Below are 14783 nucleotides of genomic sequence, written 5' to 3'. Positions count from 1 at the left end.
AACCAATCCCAAAAATTATGAAAATTAAAGAATTTGATGTTTTTGATTACGTTAAAGAACGGCTAATTAAAACTGTTATGCGAGCATTTATCTTTTTATGGTGTACAAATGTATTTTGTCTCAATATCAACAGTGCATTTGCTCAGGCAAATGTGAAAATTGAGAAAGATCAATCCGTAAGTATTTATGAGGTATTTAAAATTATAAAACAACAGACTGATTTAAACTTTGTTTATCCTAGAAAAGTGTTTAAAGACATGCCAGATGTCGAGCTTAAAAAAGGAGTAATTGCAGTGTCTACTTTGTTAAATCAATGTTTGTCATCTAATAATCTCAACTTTGAGCTTACGGATGATAATACAATTTTAATTAAAGAAAAGACAGTTGCTGTTTCAAACAACAATGTACAACAAAAAGTAGTTAGCGGAAAAATTATTGATAACTCAGGACAGCCAATTCCAGGAGTTAATGTTGTTGAAAAAGGAACTAAAAATGGAATCCAAACGGATTTTGATGGTAATTTTTCAATAAAAGTAAAAAGCGACAAAGCCGTATTAGTAATTTCTTATATTGGTTTTAAAACCAAAGAAGTTCCAGTAAATGGACAAGCTAATCTTTCCATTAAATTAGAGGAGGATTCCGCTACTTTAGAGGAGGTTGTAGTTGTTGGATATGGTTCTGTTAAGAAAAAAGATTTGACAGGCTCTGTAGTTTCTATAGGATCTGATAAATTAGAAGGAAGGTCTAATAGTAATGTGCTTCAATCGCTTGCAGGACAAGCAACTGGTGTGCAAATTACACAGTCTCAAGGTGCGCCTGGACTTGCACCTACAATTAAAGTTCGTGGTGCTTCTTCAATTAATGCAGGAACAACTCCACTTTATGTAATTGATGGGATTCCATTAGAGGACAGCACAACTAATTCAACTGATACTGGAATTAGTTCAGGGAGTAATTTGAGCTATAACAGAAATCCATTGAACTCCATTAATCCTAATGATATTGAGTCTATTGATATTTTAAAAGATGCCTCTTCTGCCGCAATTTATGGTTCTAGAGGTGCAAATGGGGTTGTTATTATTACAACAAAACAAGGAAAAGCAGGAAAAACTAAAATTAATGCAACTATAGAAACAAGTATTTCTCATGTGAATCGTAAGACTGATATGATGAATGCTTCAGAATTTATTGCATTCAATACTGCTGCTAGAAATAATTCATGGGCAACTATTGTGGCTGCTAATCCATCGGCTACAAGAGGAATAAACGTAACTGTTCCTACTGAATTTTCTGATCCAGCTTGGATTGAACGTATTGGAAATGGTACCGATTGGCAGGATGTGGTGTTTAGAACTGCAAATACAAGTAATTTTCAATTATCGGCTTCTGGTGGAAGTGAGAAAACTCAATTCATGACCTCACTTGGATATTTAAATTCAGAAGGTGTTGTTGATAGAAATACCTATGATAGAATCAACTTAAGATCAAACATCAAGCATAAGTTTAATGATCATGTACGCATGGGGTTAAATATTGGTATTAGCCGTGCAAAAGAAGCACCATATGGTACAGGTGGTAAAAGTGATGTAGTAAGTTTAGCTTTGCAAAGTGATCCGTTCTTCCCTTTGTATGTTGAAACGGGAAGTCTTGGTTTTAAAGATCCTGCTTCTATTTGGAACACTTTTGCAAAATATGGTTTCCAACTTTGGCATCCATATGCCTTAACAAGAGAAGCAACTGCTGAAAAAACGACTAATGTCTCTACCATTACTTCTTATTTAGAATGGGACATTATTAAAGATTTAACCATTAAAACTTCGGCAAGTTCTAATATTGAAAATACCGTTCATAAATTTTATTGGAATGCAGGACAAAATTGGGGGTACTCAGGATGGGTTCCAGCACAGGCTGATTTTAAAACGCTGCAATCAAATAACTGGATTTCAGAAACTACGCTGACTTATAATAAGACCTTTAATACAGATCACAATTTAAATGTATTAGCAGGTTATTCTGCACAGGAACAAACTTTGGATAATAGCTCTATGACAGCCGGTAATTTTCCAAATGATTTAGTACATACTTTAAATGCAGGTGTTGTTAATTCAGGAAGTACTTTTTCGGAAGAATGGTCATTAGTTTCTTATTTAGCTCGTGCTAATTATTCTTATAAAGGAAAATATTTAGCATCAGCAGCTATTAGAGCTGATGGTTCTTCTCGTTTTGGAGCTAATAATAGATGGGGGTATTTTCCTTCTGGATCATTGGCTTGGCGTATTTCTGAAGAGGATTTCTTAAAAGACGTTTCTTGGATTAGTAATATGAAAGTTAGATTAAGTTATGGGGCAACTGGTAATAATCAAATTCCAAACTATGGTTCAATTGGAGTGTTAGGCTATAATTCTTATGTAAGTTCAGGTACAGTGAACCAAGGGATTAGTACTTCTAACTTTGCCGATAAAAACTTAAAATGGGAAAAAACGGGTCAAACCAATTTTGGTGTTGATTTAGGGGCTTTTAATGGGCGTATAAAATTCACCGCTGATATCTATTATTCAAAAACGAAAGACTTATTGCTTAATGTGCCTATTCCTATTCTTTCTGGGTTTACTTCTACCTTAACAAACATTGGAGAGCTTGAAAACAGAGGATACGAGATAAATCTAAGCACACAAAATATTGATAGTAAATTTAAATGGAGTACGGACTTTAATATTTTTGCTAACCGCAACAAAGTATTGAAACTTGGTGTAAATGATGCTCCTATCGATATTAATGTTAGTAGTATGACTTCTCGTACTGCAGTAGGTAAACCTATTGGTATGTATTATGGTTATGTTATAGATGGTGTAATCATGTCGCAAGCGGAGTTGGATAATAATGATTATCCAGTATGGCCAGGTAGTGAAGCTGGAGATCCTAAAGTAAAAGATGTTAATAAAGATGGTAAAATAGATTCTAATGACCGAACCTATCTTGGGAATTATCAACCAAATTACCAATGGGGACTTACCAATAATTTTTCATACTCTGGCTTTGAATTGTCAGTAATGTTGCGCGGTTCTCAAGGTGGAGAAATTTTAAATCATAATGCTAGATATTTAAAATCAGGTGTAGGTGGAGGAAATCGTAATATGTATGCTGTGGTGAATAATTACTGGAAATCAGAAGCTGAGCCTGGAAACGGAAAGATTCCTAAACCACGTATGTTGCCAACTACAGTTCGTGATTTTGGATCTAGTTACTGGGTAGAAGACGGTTCGTTTGTTCGTATCCAAAACATTCGTTTAGGATATAATTTGCCTAAAACTTTAGTCGAAAAAATGAAGTTAAGTAATATTAAGTTATATCTAAATATGGAAAATGTCTATGTATTCTCTGATTATTTAGGTTATGACCCAGAAGGTAGTACTTATCAATCAGGTGTAATGGTAGGCTTTGATTATGGAGCGTATCCAAATCCATTTACAGCTACTGCTGGGATAAATATTAGTTTCTAAAACTAGATTAATTTTTTAAAACTTAAAAAGATGAAAAAAATAACATACATAATACTTATTTGCAACTTATTCCTGTTAGGATGTAGTGCTGATTTTTTAGATAAAGCGCCTATTTCAAACGCAAATGAAGAGAATTTTTATAATTCTCAAAAAGATATTGAAACGGCCTTGTGGTCTGCTTATAACTCACTTTATACCTTATATGGACCGGAGAGTTTACCATCGTTCTATGGGGAGTTAATGTCGGATAATGCGTATAGTGATAATGCGGCTGGAAGAATTCAAGACTATGAAAGTTTTGAACTACATACTATGACTATTGATAATGAGTTGGTATTTAATTTCTGGAACAATTATTATAAGGCAATTTTTGTTGTTAATAATATCATTGTGAATACCGAAAAATTGGATTTTGCTAGTAAAGATGCTTTAATTGGTGAAGCTAAGTTTTTACGCGCTTTGTACTATTTTGATATGGTTCGCGCCTGGGGTGATGTGCCTTTGGTGCTTAGTCCTCTTAGTGTTGCTGATGCTTATGCTAAAGGACGTACACCTAAAGATCAAGTGTACACTCAAATTATTGAAGATTTAACTTTTGCTGTATCTAAACTTCCTGCAAAAGCAAATAGTCGTTTTGTAGGGGCAGCCACTCAAGAAGCTGCTAATACTTTGCTTGGTAAAGTTTATCTAACTATGGGAGATAAACCAAAGGCTACTGAAGCTTTATTGAAAGTCTATGGTAAATTTACTTTGGTTCCTTACGCTGATTTATGGAATTTAACCAAGAAAAATGGTGCGTCATCAATTTTTGAAATTCAATATAAAGGAGGAGTCTCAAATCCGTATAGTTTGTATTGGGCTATGTTTTCACCAGTAGATAACCGCGTAGTTACTGCTTGGGGAGGTGGTTTTAATCAAGTTACAGATGATTTATGGAATGCGTATGAAACAGCTGATCCAAGGAGAGATATTTCTATTCAGAATGGATACGAAACCGCTAATAACGTACATGTAGATGTGAAATTCCCAATTAAGTGGAGAGATACAAGTGCGCCAGTTAGTGGTTTAAGAGAAGCTTCGGATAATAACTTTATTGTACTTCGTTATGCCGATGTGCTTTTGATGCTTACGGAAGCAACTTCAGATCCTAAATATTTGAACGAAGTACGTGCCCGTGTAGGTTTACCTGCTTATGGAGCTGTAGGTTATCCAGCGCAGTACAATACCGTGGAGTTGGCTTTAGAACACGAAAGTCAGGTTGAGTTTGCTTGCGAATTCCATCGTTGGTTTGATTTAATTAGAGCAGGAAGAGCTATTTCAGTAATTAAAAATAGTACTAAGAATGTTACTATTACAGCGGATCAATTGTTATTACCAATTCCATTTTTAGTAATTAATCAAAATCCTGATGTAATAACTCAAAATGAAGCTTATAAATAATAAATAAAGTTAAGTTAGTGGTTAGTTTTTTTAGTGGTAAAGACCGCTTCCTTTAATGGGGAAGCGGTCTTTTTATTTCGAATAATTCTTAAACATATACAACCATAACAATCTTGATAATCGAATGTTTAAAGGTGATAGACCAATTATAACAGCCATAATTATGGGTATGATTCGTAAATCGAAGGTTTGTTCAAAGAAAAAATGAGCAATGACATAAGTAGTAATGGCTTGTGCCACTGTTAATCCATAATTGACATACATAGCGCCAAAAAAATAACCCGGTTCCTTTTGGAATTTATAATGACAATGTGGACAATATTCATTCATTTTAGGGAAACTGAATTTAAAAAAGATACTTTTCTCTTTAAAAACTTTTCCTTGTTGACAATGAGGACAATCATTATTCAGAATGTGTGCGAGGATATTTGACATGGCGATTCTTTTTTACAAAGGTATTTATTCCTTTATCTGCGCACTATTTTCTATATTCGCTTATTATAGCACAAAAAAGACATTTTTGCACAATGAAAAAATATCCTATTTATAGCATTGAACAGTTTAATTGCAATTCCGTAACGAGCGATTTGTATATTAATACCTTTAAAAATCATTTGGTCAATCATAGTTTTATTGAAAAACCACATCGGCATGATTTTTATTTATTGGTTTTTTTTACGAATGGTTCAGGAATTCATGAAGTAGATTTTGACCGATTTGATATCTGTGCAGGAAGTGTTTTTGTTTTGCAGCCAGGGCAAATGCATCATTGGGTTTTGTCTGAAGATATAGAAGGTTTTATTGTTTTCTATACGTCAGAAATGTATAATTTGTATTTTGGAAACAAAAAAATCGATGATTATCCCTTTTATTTTTCGGTGCAAAATAGTCCAGAAATTGTTTTAGAGGAAGCAGAAATCAAACAGGTTTTGCCTTATTTTGAAAATTTAATTACCGAAAGTCAAAGCAATCAGTTATTGAAGCGGGATAAGATTATGAATCTCTTGGACAGTATTCACATTGAGTTGGCACGAAAGTACAGCCAAATCCATGTTCATGAAGCGCATTCGTATAATGTGAAGATTAAAAATCTGGAACAACTTTTAGAACAAAAATTTAAAGAAGAAAAATCGGCGGCTTATTATGCTTCGGAGCTAAATATTACGCTGAAACATCTGAATCGAATTTGCAGGGATATCCTTAAAAAAACAACCACCGAAGTAATTGTGGATCGGGTTATTCTGGAAGCCAAACGCATGCTGCTTGACAAAAACTGGACCGTCAACGAAATTGCTGCTGAATTAGGCTATGAAGATTATTCCTATTTCAGTCGTTTGTTCAAAAAACACAGTGGAATGACTGCTACTGAATTTCGATTATTGAAAAATTAATTTCAGTGTGAAGTCAATAAATTTTAGGTATAAACTAGGTGCGTTACAAACGCTCGGTTTTGTGTTTTATCAGTAAGTAGGTACTCGTTGCAAACGAGCACCAGTTTGAGTTTTATTTTTTTTCAATGAGGTTACGCCCAAAATTTTGAAAACAAAAATAGTTTAAGATTTGAAGTAGCAATACTTCAAATCTTAAACTATTTTTAGAAAAAGGAGTTGTTTTTACAAATTAATTTCAGTCATTCGATCATCGATAAAACCAAATCCCCAACCAGGCAAATTGTGCGGTTTAGCATAACCATCCTGAACGACCATAGGGTTATCGATTAAAGAATCCACCCAATCAAAGGATTCTACGCCCACACCATTAGAAATGGTACACACTAAAGGAACATCGTAATCTTTGTAATAGTGCGGCAGTACTGGCAGGTGGAAACTTTTGGCCAGTGCGGCGCTTTCTCTCCAGGCTTCGACACCACCAATTCTTAAAATATCGGGTTGCCAAATGTCTAGGGCATTTCGAGTAGCTAATTCACGAAGCGGCAAAGTGTCAAATTCTCTTTCGCCCATAGCCAGTGAAATTCCGGTTTGGTTTTTCAGGATTTCGTAACCCTGAAAATTTTGGTGATGGATTGGTTCTTCAAACCAGTTGATGTTTAAATCGCGTGCTTCTCTTGCCAGTTTCATTGCCGATGGCAAATCCATTCCCTGATTAGCATCCATCATAATATCCACTTTATCGCCTACGGCCTCGCGCACTAGTCGCAAACGTTCGACATCAGTACTCACTTTTGGTGAACCTACTTTTATTTTGACGGCCTTAAAACCACGGTCGGCATAGTTAGTTACTTCTTCAATCAATTCGTCAATAGAATACGAAATCCAACCGCCACTTCCGTAAATGGAAACTTTTTCTTTGTGTGTTCCCAGAATTTTATGAATAGGTTGTCCCAGGAATTTTCCCCAGGCATCCCACATGGCAATATTGATGGCGGCCTGAGCCCAGCGCAAAAGCCCTTGGTTTCCAAAATATTCGGCTAAATCGTCTAGTTTTTGGTAAACGGCTCCCGTTTCATTGGTATTATAGCCTTTAATTACCGGGATAATGTCTTTCAGTGCTCCTACAATCGCGTTAGGAGAATATTGAAAAGATAATAAATAGGATTCCCCAATGATTCCGTTTTCTAACTGAATTCGCATCACAATAAAGGAGATTTCAGTTAGCGTATGGGTAGCATCGGCAATTGGTTTTTTAAGCGTGGAAGTCGCTTTGTATAGTTTTACGTCTCTAATGGCGATAGATGAGCTCATGCTGTAATGGTTTTAGTATCTGCAATATTACAAATCTTAAATAAACACTATTTGCACCATAAAAGCAATTTTAGACACTATATTGATTCAAAATAGTGTTATTTTTACGGTTTTATATCCGTTTAGAGTCTATGAAAGCAGAATACCGAAGTATTAGTCCGTCACCCGGAAGTTCCTTTAGAACCAGTATTTTTGAAGGAAAAGAATTTATTGCTTCCTGGCATTTTCATCCGCAGTATGAACTGACTTATATTTTGGGTAGCAGTGGGATTCGCTATGTGGGTGATAATATGGCTAATTTTGAATATGGCGATTTGGTTTTAGTAGGTTCTAATTTGCCGCATTGCTGGAAAACGGTTGGTGAACAAAAGGAGGAAGTGCGCTGTATAATTATCCAATGGGATGACGATTTGCTTACTCCTTGGTTAGAAAAAGAAGAGTTTCAGCACATCAGGCAAATGATGCAATTGGCTTCTCGTGGCATTCATTTTCCTAAAGAAGAGGCGCTGCTGGTAGAAAAAAAGATGTTGGAATTAATCGATTTGCCTCCTTTTGAGCGATTACTGTCTTTTTTGCAAATATTACAAGAATTGACCAGAGCTCGTCATAATTGTTTGGCAGGAGAAGGTTTTACGACCAATTTGACGGTAAAGGAAAGCGAGCGTGTCAATTTGATTTACAATTATGTCAAAGAATGTTATAACCAACAGATTACTTTAGAGGATGTTGCTCAAAAAATAGCGATGAATAAGGATTCGTTTTGTCGTTTTTTTAAGAAAACCTTTCGCAAGTCTTTTTTTGAATTTATCAATGAGTACAAAATTAGTATGGCGACTAAAATGCTTATCAATACTGATTTAACGGCTTCTGAAATAGGGTATAAAGTAGGTTATAATAATTTGAGTTTCTTTAATAGACAGTTTAGCAAATTTGTAAAAATGTCCCCTTCTAAATATAGGAAGATGTATCGGGATATTTAAAAAAACGCCCCAAGTTTCCTTGAGATATTGGCGTGATAAATAAAGATTAGTTGTTTATAGGAATAGCAACTCCAGCAGCAATAGCTCCTGAAATTTGCTTTATTGAAGGGTAGAAATAATAGTTAAATGCTATATCTACATTGTGTTTGCGACCAATCGCTAATCCTAATGAAACAGGGATATGCATCAAAACGCCATTTTTTTTGAGATTAGTCGATGGAGTATAAGTTTGAAAAGAACCGATAGATACCCCAATTCCTGATTCTATAAAAGGAGCAACATAAGGGATAGGTGCTGCAACACGGATCTTTCCACCAAATGAAAATGCTTTAGCGCTTATTCTATATTCTGTAGGATTCCCGTTTTCATTGGTTTTGTCTCCTGAAGTGAGTAAAATTCCTGCATAAGATCTTGCGCCAATCCATTTTGTTATTCCATTTGCATATTCAGCCTGAGCATAAAAACCGGTTCCTCCACCATCTTCTTCGTAATAGGAGGTACTTAATCCTATACCAATAGAAGCATTGATGTATTCTCCTTTTCTAGGCTGGGCTTTTAATGAGGTTGAATATGAAAATGTAGTAAGGATAATTGATATAGTTAGTAATCGAAATGATATTGACATGATAGTGTTTTTAGTTTGGTGAAATTTTTGTCACAAAAATAAAATTTATTCCTTGGAGTTATAAATAATTAATTACAAGTTTTAGGTAGGCTAACAAAAAAAGCCCCAAGTTTCCTTGAGGCGTTTTAGTATTTTGAATATTAGGTTTTGACTATCCTGCCAAAGCGTCTTTGATTCTTTTTAAAGCTTCTTTCAATAATTCGTCGCTAGTTGCATAAGAGAAACGAATACAGTTAGGGTTACCAAAAGCATCACCGGTTACTGTAGCTACGTTAGCTTCTGCTAAAAGGTACATCGATACATCGTTAGCATCTTTAATTTCAGTTCCTTTTAATGTTTTTCCGAAGAAAGAAGAAACGTCTGGGAATACATAAAATGCTCCTTCTGGAACGTTGATTTTGATTCCTGGAATTTCTTTCAACAATCCAACAACTAAATCTCTACGGCTGTGGAATGCTTGTACCATGTGGTTTAATACAGATGGATCTGCATCAACTGCAGTAATAGTTGCGCGTTGTGCTACTGAATTAGCTCCTGAAGTTACCTGACCTTGAATTTTAGTACAAGCTTTAGCGATGAATTCTGGTGCTCCAATGTATCCAATTCTGTATCCTGTCATAGCAAAAGCTTTTGCTACTCCGTTTACCGTAATAGTTCTTTCGAACATTCCTGGAACAGAGGCAATACTGCAGAAAGTTCCTGAGAAATTAATGTGCTCGTAGATTTCGTCAGCAACCACATATACGTTTGGATATTTTTCTAAAACTTTAGCTAAAGCTGTTAATTCTTCTCTGTTGTAAACTGATCCTGAAGGGTTGCATGGAGAAGAGAACCACATCATTTTTGTTTTTGGTGTGATAGCAGCTTCTAATTGTTCTGGTGTGATTTTGAAATCAGTTTCTACAGAAGTTGGCACTTCTACAGGAACTCCACCTGATAATTTTACGATTTCGAAATAAGAAACCCAGTAAGGTGCTGGTAAGATTACTTCGTCACCGTCGTTTAACATTACCTGTGCAATGTTGTATAAAGATTGTTTAGCTCCTGTTGAAACTACAATATTTGCTGGTTTGTAATCTAAGTCGTTGTCTCTTTTGAATTTTCTGCAGATAGCTTCTTTCAAATCAGCATATCCATCAACTGGTGAATAGGTGCTGTAGTTATCGTCAATTGCTTTTTTAGCGGCTTCTTTGATGAAGTCAGGCGTGTTAAAGTCAGGCTCTCCTAAACTTAAACTAATAATATCTTTACCTTGTGCTTTTAATTCTCTAGCCAAAGCTGCCATTGCTAATGTTTGTGATGTAGCAAGATTGTTAATTCTGTCTGAAAGTGGATTACTCATTAATAAAGTGTTGAAAGCCCCGAATTCCTAATTTCTGAATTAAGGGAGGTTAATTATTTATTTTAATTAATTATTATTGAAATGCACCGTAATGCATCTTTATTTTAAGCCATTTCTGGGTTCATTCCTAGTTCCTTTAAATGTTTGAAATGTGCAATTATAGCACTTCTCATGGTTTTGTATTCATAGTAAGGCAAGTTGCATTCTTGAGCGGTTTCGCGAACAATTTTTGCAATTTTACCATAATGAATGTGACTGATATGTGGAAAAATATGATGTTCTATTTGGTGATTTAATCCGCCTGTATACCAATTGACCAACCAATTTTTTGGTGCAAAATTAGTAGTGGTGAACAATTGGTGTATAGCCCAAGTATTTTCCATTTCTCCTAATTCATTTGGCGATGGATTCTCCGTTTCTTCCACAACATGAGCCAATTGGAAAACAATACTTAAAATTAATCCAGCAGTATAATGCATTACGAAAAATCCAATCAATACTTTCCACCAAACGATTCCGATAATAATAGGTAATACAATCCAGATAGAAACATATATAACCTTAGTGATGATTAAAGTGGTCCATAAAATCTTAGGACTTTTAGGTTCTCCATAAGATAATTTTCTTTTTAAGTAGTTTCTCATTTGCTTAAAATCGGTTGTAATAGCCCAATTAAAAGTCAATAATCCGTATAGAAAAACAGAGTAATAATGTTGAAAACGATGGAAACTATGCCATTTAGCGCTTTTAGTAAAACGGATAATTCGTCCAGCATCTAAATCTTCATCATAACCTGGAATATTGGTGTAGGTGTGGTGTAATACATTATGTTGTACTTGCCAGTTGTAAACATTTCCAGCCAAGACATAAATGGTTCCACCCATAATTTTGTTGACCCATTTCTTGTTAGAATAAGAACCATGATTGCCATCGTGCATTACATTCATCCCTAATCCTGCCATTCCTATTCCCATAACAATGGTTAAAAGAAGGTGTGCCCAAAAAGGCATATCGCTAGTCAGAATTAAAAAATAAGGAACCAGAAAAACTGTGAATAAAATAATGGCTTTTAAATGCAGTTTCCAATTACCTGCTTTTGAAATGTTATTTTCTTTGAAGTAATTGTTTACCCGCGAGTTAAGCGTTCTAAAGAACTTTAGTTTGTCTTGCTTAGCAAATGTAGGTGCGGTAGTGTTCATATAATTCAAAAATAGTTTTCAAAGATAATTATTTATAAATTTTAACTCTGCAAAATTGAGTTAAATATTTCAAACTTAAAAATAGTACTTTTGTTAAAAAAATAAAACGATGGACGAAATATTGAGCTACTTTCCGGATTTGACCGATATTCAAAAAGAGCAGTTCCAAAAATTAGATGTACTTTATCACGATTGGAATGAAAAAATAAATGTAATCTCTAGAAAAGATATTGATTCATTATATACCAAGCACGTTTTGCATTCTTTAGGAATTGCTAAAATCATGAAGTTTGAACCCGGAAGTTATGTGTTAGATGTAGGGACTGGTGGAGGATTCCCTGGTGTTCCATTGGCAATTCTATTTCCTGAAACGCGTTTTTATTTGATTGATGTAATTGCTAAAAAAATTAGAGTGGTGCAAGGCATAGTGGATGCTTTAGGATTGAAAAATGTAAAAGCAGAACAAATTCGTGCCGAAAATGTAAAAGGCGATTTCGATTTTATTGTGAGCCGTGCGGTGACTAATATGCCCGATTTTGTTTCTTGGGTAAAAACCAAAATCAAAAAACAACAGAAACACGAATTGAAAAATGGAATTCTGTATTTAAAAGGTGGAGATTTGACGGAAGAATTAAAAGATTTCCCCAAAGCAACCCAATATGATTTAGCTGATTTCTTTAAAGATGAATTTTTCGAAACGAAGAAAGTAGTGCATTTACCATTGAAGTTTGTGGTGTAATTGAAATCATAAAATAACATAAAAACGCCGAATCTTTAACTAAGATTCGGCGTTTTTTTTAATCTAAATTCTGAAATCTATATTTATTCTCCTAAAAACGGATAGCGGTAATCTTCTGGAGAAACAAAAACTTCTTTGATGGTTCTCGGTGAAACCCAACGCAACAAGTTGATCGCTGAACCCGCTTTGTCATTGGTTCCGGAAGCTCTTGCTCCACCAAAGGGTTGTTGTCCAACAACGGCTCCGGTACATTTATCATTGATGTATAAGTTTCCAGAGGCGTTTTGTAATTTAACAGTCGCTTCTTCAATAGCATAACGGTCTTGACTGAAAATAGCTCCCGTAAGTGCATATTCTGATGTTTGGTCGATGAGTTCAAGGGTTTCAATCCATTGAGTATCTTCGTAAACATAAATAGTTAAAACAGGTCCGAATAATTCGGTTTCCATGGTTACATATTTTGGATTTGTAGTTAAGATAACTGTAGGTTCAATAAAGTATCCAACAGATTTGTCGTAGTTTCCTCCAATAATAATTTCTGCATCAGCATCATTTTTTGCTCTGTCAATGTAACTCGCTAATTTGTCAAATGAACCTTCGTGGATTACAGCAGTAATAAAGTTGCTGAAATCTTCTGGCGAACCCATTTTCATAGATTTTACATCAGTTGTAAGTTGCTCTTTTACCGCTGGCCATAAACTTTTTGGAACATATACTCTTGATGCAGCTGAACATTTTTGACCTTGAAATTCAAATGCACCACGCACAATTCCTGTTACAGCTTGTTTTACATTGGCACTTGGATGCACCATAATAAAATCTTTTCCACCGGTTTCACCTACAATTCTAGGGTAGGTTTTGTAATGATGTACATTGCTTCCTATTTTTGCCCAAAGATCTTTAAAAACATGAGTAGAACCTGTAAAATGCAACCCGGCAAAATCTCGACTGGCTAAAATGGTATCGGTAATCATTGTCGCATCGCCAAAAACAACATTGATAACTCCGTTAGGAAGTCCAGCTTCTTTAAAGATATCAATGATTATTTTTGCCGAAAAAACTTGGCTGTCACTTGGTTTCCAAACGACTACATTTCCCATCATAGCAGCACTTGCAGGTAAATTAGCTGCAATGGCAGTAAAATTAAATGGAGTAATAGCATATATAAAACCTTCTAAAGGACGGTATTCTAATCGATTCCAAACACTTGAATCTGAATAAGGCTGATCAGCGTAAATTTGAGTCATATATTCGACATTGAATCTTAAAAAGTCGATTAATTCGCAAGAAGCATCAATTTCCGCTTGATGAATGTTTTTAGATTGTCCAATCATTGTTGCAGCATTAATTCTTGCTCGATAAGGACCTGCAATCAATTCGGCTGCTTTTAGGAAAATAGCGGCACGTTGTTCCCAAGCCATATTTGCCCAAGCTGTTCTTGATTCAAGAGCATTTGCAATGGCTTTTTCGATATGTGTTTTTTCGGCAAGATGGTAGCTTCCTACAATGTGTTTGTGATCGTGTGGTGGAGTGATGTTTCTAGTGTTTCCTGTTTTGATTTCTTCGTTTCCAATGTAAAGCGGAACCTCTATTTTAGTATTCCACATTTTTTTGTAAGCGGCTAAAACGGCATCTTTTTCTGGGGAATTAGGCGCGTAGTTTTTTACAGCTTCGTTTATTGCTTTGGGTACTTTAAAAAATCCTTTTAACATGTTGTTGTATTTTAGTTATCTAAAAGCGTTTAGATAAGGTTAGAAAAATATATTCGAAAGTTGCGAATAATCAGGTATGCTAACAAAAGTACGAAAGGAGAATTTAAAACTTTTATAATGAAGCTATAATAAGTTGTAAAATAAGGTTGCTAAATGTTAATTTAATGCAAATGGAGCACATAACCTAAAAGTAGGGATAATTACTTTGAAGGTTTTAGTGTTTGTAAAATTAATCATGTTGAAGTGTCCTTTCATAGCTCCATAAGGAGAAGAAAGTAAGCAACCGGAACTATAAGTATGATTTTCTCCTGGTTTTAATACTGGTTTTTTGCCAATGATGCCTTCGCCATCTACAATTTCAATATTGTTTAATGAATCAAAAATCTCCCAATGACGAGAAGTTAATTGTACAGAATCCTTACTGTGATTTTCGATTGTGATATGGTAACTAAAGGCAAAGTGAATCTTGTAGTTTTTGAAGTAGGTACCTTCAAAACTAGTCAAAACGGTAATTTTTATGCCTCTTGTTATTTGAGAAACCATA

General features: G+C 34.9%; 12 protein-coding genes. 5 read left to right on the top strand and 7 right to left on the bottom strand.

The window, feature by feature from the left end; all coding sequences use genetic code 11:
- Positions 1–17: 17 nt before the first annotated feature.
- Together AC4FRF_RS00725 and AC4FRF_RS00720 are read left to right on the top strand one after the other, a co-directional pair.
- Positions 18–3500 (top strand): SusC/RagA family TonB-linked outer membrane protein, encoded by a 3483-nt coding sequence (locus AC4FRF_RS00725; protein ID WP_491157524.1) that lies wholly within the window; start codon positions 18–20, stop codon positions 3498–3500.
- A 30-nt stretch (positions 3501–3530) separates the two neighbouring features.
- Positions 3531–4940, top strand: a complete 1410-nt coding sequence (locus AC4FRF_RS00720) for a RagB/SusD family nutrient uptake outer membrane protein (RefSeq protein WP_491157523.1) — start codon at positions 3531–3533, stop codon at positions 4938–4940.
- A 72-nt stretch (positions 4941–5012) separates the two neighbouring features.
- On the opposite strand, the gene AC4FRF_RS00715 is transcribed toward AC4FRF_RS00720, so the two are convergent.
- Positions 5013–5375, bottom strand: a complete 363-nt coding sequence (locus AC4FRF_RS00715; protein ID WP_491157522.1) for a DUF983 domain-containing protein — start codon at positions 5373–5375, stop codon at positions 5013–5015.
- A gap of 92 nt (positions 5376–5467) precedes the next feature.
- Between AC4FRF_RS00715 and AC4FRF_RS00710 the strand changes: the two genes are divergently transcribed.
- The gene (locus AC4FRF_RS00710) at positions 5468–6331 is read left to right on the top strand and encodes a helix-turn-helix domain-containing protein (protein WP_491157521.1); all 864 of its coding nucleotides are present in this window, start codon (positions 5468–5470) and stop codon (positions 6329–6331) included.
- Between the two features lie 222 nt (positions 6332–6553).
- Here the strand turns inward: AC4FRF_RS00710 and AC4FRF_RS00705 are convergent, their stop codons facing one another.
- Complete coding sequence (locus tag AC4FRF_RS00705) at positions 6554–7642, bottom strand: mandelate racemase/muconate lactonizing enzyme family protein (protein ID WP_491157520.1); 1089 nt, start codon at positions 7640–7642, stop codon at positions 6554–6556.
- A gap of 131 nt (positions 7643–7773) precedes the next feature.
- Here AC4FRF_RS00705 and AC4FRF_RS00700 point away from each other — a divergent pair, with 131 nt between their 5' ends.
- On the top strand, positions 7774–8622 hold the full coding sequence (locus tag AC4FRF_RS00700) for an AraC family transcriptional regulator (RefSeq protein WP_491157519.1): 849 nt from the start codon (positions 7774–7776) through the stop codon (positions 8620–8622).
- Between the two features lie 46 nt (positions 8623–8668).
- On the opposite strand, the gene AC4FRF_RS00695 is transcribed toward AC4FRF_RS00700, so the two are convergent.
- From AC4FRF_RS00695 to AC4FRF_RS00685, 3 genes are all read right to left on the bottom strand, one after another.
- The gene (locus tag AC4FRF_RS00695) at positions 8669–9247 is read right to left on the bottom strand and encodes a hypothetical protein (protein WP_491157518.1); all 579 of its coding nucleotides are present in this window, start codon (positions 9245–9247) and stop codon (positions 8669–8671) included.
- A gap of 151 nt (positions 9248–9398) precedes the next feature.
- Positions 9399–10589: a pyridoxal phosphate-dependent aminotransferase gene (locus tag AC4FRF_RS00690; RefSeq protein ID WP_491157517.1), complete on the bottom strand. Its 1191-nt coding sequence runs from the start codon at positions 10587–10589 to the stop codon at positions 9399–9401.
- A gap of 104 nt (positions 10590–10693) precedes the next feature.
- Positions 10694–11788: a fatty acid desaturase family protein gene (locus tag AC4FRF_RS00685; RefSeq protein WP_491157516.1), complete on the bottom strand. Its 1095-nt coding sequence runs from the start codon at positions 11786–11788 to the stop codon at positions 10694–10696.
- Between the two features lie 109 nt (positions 11789–11897).
- On the opposite strand from AC4FRF_RS00685, the gene rsmG reads away from it, so the two are divergent.
- Positions 11898–12527: a 16S rRNA (guanine(527)-N(7))-methyltransferase RsmG gene (gene rsmG / locus AC4FRF_RS00680; RefSeq protein WP_491157515.1), complete on the top strand. Its 630-nt coding sequence runs from the start codon at positions 11898–11900 to the stop codon at positions 12525–12527.
- A gap of 83 nt (positions 12528–12610) precedes the next feature.
- Here rsmG and pruA read toward each other — a convergent pair whose 3' ends face one another.
- Positions 12611–14239, bottom strand: a complete 1629-nt coding sequence (gene pruA / locus AC4FRF_RS00675; protein ID WP_491157514.1) for an L-glutamate gamma-semialdehyde dehydrogenase — start codon at positions 14237–14239, stop codon at positions 12611–12613.
- 156 nt (positions 14240–14395) lie between these two features.
- Positions 14396–14782, bottom strand: coding sequence for a Co2+/Mg2+ efflux protein ApaG (apaG, locus tag AC4FRF_RS00670; RefSeq protein WP_373392399.1), 387 nt, complete (start codon positions 14780–14782; stop codon positions 14396–14398).
- Position 14783 lies beyond the last annotated feature (1 nt).

It is taken from the genome of Flavobacterium sp. ST-158, from assembly GCF_058309975.1.
This window is presented reverse-complemented; position numbering and strand designations above follow the sequence as displayed.

Bases quoted from the DNA above. Each gene is read 5' to 3' on its own strand.
- AC4FRF_RS00725 (WP_491157524.1), top strand. From the start codon at position 18: ATGAAAATTAAAGAATTTGATGTTTTTGATTACGTTAAAGAACGGCTA.
- AC4FRF_RS00720 (WP_491157523.1), top strand. From the start codon at position 3,531: ATGAAAAAAATAACATACATAATACTTATTTGCAACTTATTCCTGTTA.
- AC4FRF_RS00715 (WP_491157522.1), bottom strand. From the start codon at position 5,375: ATGTCAAATATCCTCGCACACATTCTGAATAATGATTGTCCTCATTGT.
- AC4FRF_RS00710 (WP_491157521.1), top strand. From the start codon at position 5,468: ATGAAAAAATATCCTATTTATAGCATTGAACAGTTTAATTGCAATTCC.
- AC4FRF_RS00705 (WP_491157520.1), bottom strand. From the start codon at position 7,642: ATGAGCTCATCTATCGCCATTAGAGACGTAAAACTATACAAAGCGACT.
- AC4FRF_RS00700 (WP_491157519.1), top strand. From the start codon at position 7,774: ATGAAAGCAGAATACCGAAGTATTAGTCCGTCACCCGGAAGTTCCTTT.
- AC4FRF_RS00695 (WP_491157518.1), bottom strand. From the start codon at position 9,247: ATGTCAATATCATTTCGATTACTAACTATATCAATTATCCTTACTACA.
- AC4FRF_RS00690 (WP_491157517.1), bottom strand. From the start codon at position 10,589: ATGAGTAATCCACTTTCAGACAGAATTAACAATCTTGCTACATCACAA.
- AC4FRF_RS00685 (WP_491157516.1), bottom strand. From the start codon at position 11,788: ATGAACACTACCGCACCTACATTTGCTAAGCAAGACAAACTAAAGTTC.
- rsmG (WP_491157515.1), top strand. From the start codon at position 11,898: ATGGACGAAATATTGAGCTACTTTCCGGATTTGACCGATATTCAAAAA.
- pruA (WP_491157514.1), bottom strand. From the start codon at position 14,239: ATGTTAAAAGGATTTTTTAAAGTACCCAAAGCAATAAACGAAGCTGTA.
- apaG (WP_373392399.1), bottom strand. From the start codon at position 14,782: ATGGTTTCTCAAATAACAAGAGGCATAAAAATTACCGTTTTGACTAGT.